A 2083-nucleotide genomic window follows, 5' to 3' on the forward strand; every position below is an offset into this window, starting at 1 on the left:
CAAAGATGTAACTATTGTAGGTTTTGATGGAAACGAAGATGCAATCAAGGCTGTAGAAGAAGGAAATCTATCAGCAACAGTAGCCCAAAAACCAAAAGAAATGGGTAAACTTGCAATCGAAACAGCAATCAAATACCTAAAAGGCGAAGAGGTAGAAGAAACAGTAGACTCACCACTAGAATTAATCAAGAAATAAAATAAAACCCCTAATAAAGAATATATAGGACATAAGAAGGAGCTTAAAAAATAAAAAATAAATTTTTTAAGCTCCGTTTTAAAGGAGTACAAATGAAATTTTTCTTAGACACAGCAAATGTAGACGAAATAAAAAGAATAAATGACCTAGGACTTTGTGATGGAGTAACTACCAATCCATCTATTATCAACAAAGAAGGAAGAGACTTCGAAGAAGTTGTTAAAGAAATATGCCAAATCGTAGATGGCCCTGTTTCTGCAGAAGTTACAAGTTATGAATATGAAGGGATGGTCGAAGAGGCAAGAAAGCTTTCCAAATGGGCTGATAACATCATAGTCAAAATCCCTATGACAGAGGAAGGTCTTAAGGCAATTAAAACCCTAAGCGAAGAAGGAATCAAAACCAATTGCACCCTAATATTTTCTCTATCCCAAGGGATCATGGCTATGAAAGCAGGAGCGACCTATATCTCTCCATTTATGGGAAGAGTAGATGATATGGGCGAATCAGGTAAAAAGCTAATAGAAAATTTAAGAAAAGTCATTGATATCTACGCCTATGACTCAGAAATAATTGCAGCAAGCATAAGACATAACAAGCACCTAGAAGAAGCAGCTCTCGCAGGTGCACATATTGCTACAATTCCAGGAAAGCTTTTCGATAAACTCTGGACCCACCCACTTACCACAGCAGGAATCGAAGCCTTCAAGAAAGATTGGGAGGCCTTTGAGAATAGGTAGGAGATTTGTCTTGTGGAAGCTTTCCTAATGATTGGAAGCTTTTCCATAAAGACCTTTTATATTTCTAAAAAATGCGAAAATTTATAGTAAAGTATAAGGTAGAAAGAATTATAAAGGAGAGCAAATGTTTAATAATAATGATAGGTTAGCAGTAAATGCTATAAGAGCTTTGTCCATAGCTCAAATAGAAAAGGCCAACAGCGGACACCCAGGTCTACCAATGGGAGCAGCTCCTATGGCTTATGTTTTGTATAACAAGATTCTTAAGGCAAATCCAGAAAATGCGAACTGGTTCGATAGGGATAGGTTTATCCTATCAGCAGGTCACGGTTCATCCATGCTTTATTCCTTGCTTCATCTTTCAGGTTACAAGCTTTCCATGGATGAACTCAAGGAATTTAGACAAATTGGTTCCTTAACTCCAGGCCATCCTGAGTATGGTTATACCGAAGGAGTTGAAGTTACAACAGGTCCTTTGGGTCAAGGTATAGCCCAAGCGGTAGGAATGGCAATTGCTGAAAAGCATATGGCTGCCCTTTACAACAAGGAAGAAGCTAAGATAATCGACCACTACACCTACGCTTTGTGTGGAGATGGAGACCTAATGGAGGGAGTATCCTACGAGTCTATGTCTCTTGCGGGCCATCTTAAGCTTGATAAGCTAATCGTTCTTTATGATTCAAACGATATTTGTCTTGATGGAGACCTTAATACATCCTTCTCTGAAAATGTAGAAGCGAGAGTTAAGGCACAAGGCTGGAACTACCTAAGGGTAGAAGATGGAAATGACCTAGAAGCGATCTACGACTCTATCATTAAGGCAAAAGAAAATACAGACGGACCAACCCTTATAGAAGTAAAGACTGTAATAGGTTATGGTTCAGCAAACGCTGGAACTAACAAGGTTCACGGAGCTCCAATTGGAAAAGATGATTTTACAGCTGCAAAGAAAGTTTACGGTTGGGACTACGAAGACTTCGAAATACCAGAAGAAGTGTATGAAACATTTAAAAATGGAGTAGGAAGTAAGGGAAAAGAAGCAAATAATAAATGGGAAGAAGATTTAAAATCTTACCAAGAAAAATATCCAGAAGACTACAAGGAACTTATGGCAGGAATCAATAGAGAACTTCCAGCAAACTTCATG

Annotated in this window: 3 protein-coding genes; all 3 read left to right on the forward strand. The window is 38.2% G+C overall.

Translation table 11 applies throughout. The features are described from left to right. On the forward strand, positions 1 to 196 hold a 196-nt coding region (locus MRZ08_RS03470), incomplete at its 5' end, for a substrate-binding domain-containing protein (RefSeq protein ID WP_297379268.1). Positions 197 to 288: 92 nt separating this feature from the next. Further along, entirely contained in the window at positions 289 to 936 is a 648-nt protein-coding gene (fsa, locus tag MRZ08_RS03475) for a fructose-6-phosphate aldolase (protein WP_297379269.1), read from the forward strand. Positions 937 to 1060: 124 nt separating this feature from the next. Continuing rightward, on the forward strand, positions 1061 to 2083 hold a 1023-nt coding region (locus tag MRZ08_RS03480; RefSeq protein ID WP_297379271.1), incomplete at its 3' end, for a 1-deoxy-D-xylulose-5-phosphate synthase N-terminal domain-containing protein.

It is taken from the genome of Anaerococcus sp. (genome assembly GCF_022770135.1).
Taxonomy (GTDB): Bacteria; Bacillota; Clostridia; order Tissierellales; family Peptoniphilaceae; genus Anaerococcus.

Bases quoted from the DNA above. Each gene is read 5' to 3' on its own strand.
- fsa (WP_297379269.1), top strand. From the start codon at position 289: ATGAAATTTTTCTTAGACACAGCAAATGTAGACGAAATAAAAAGAATA.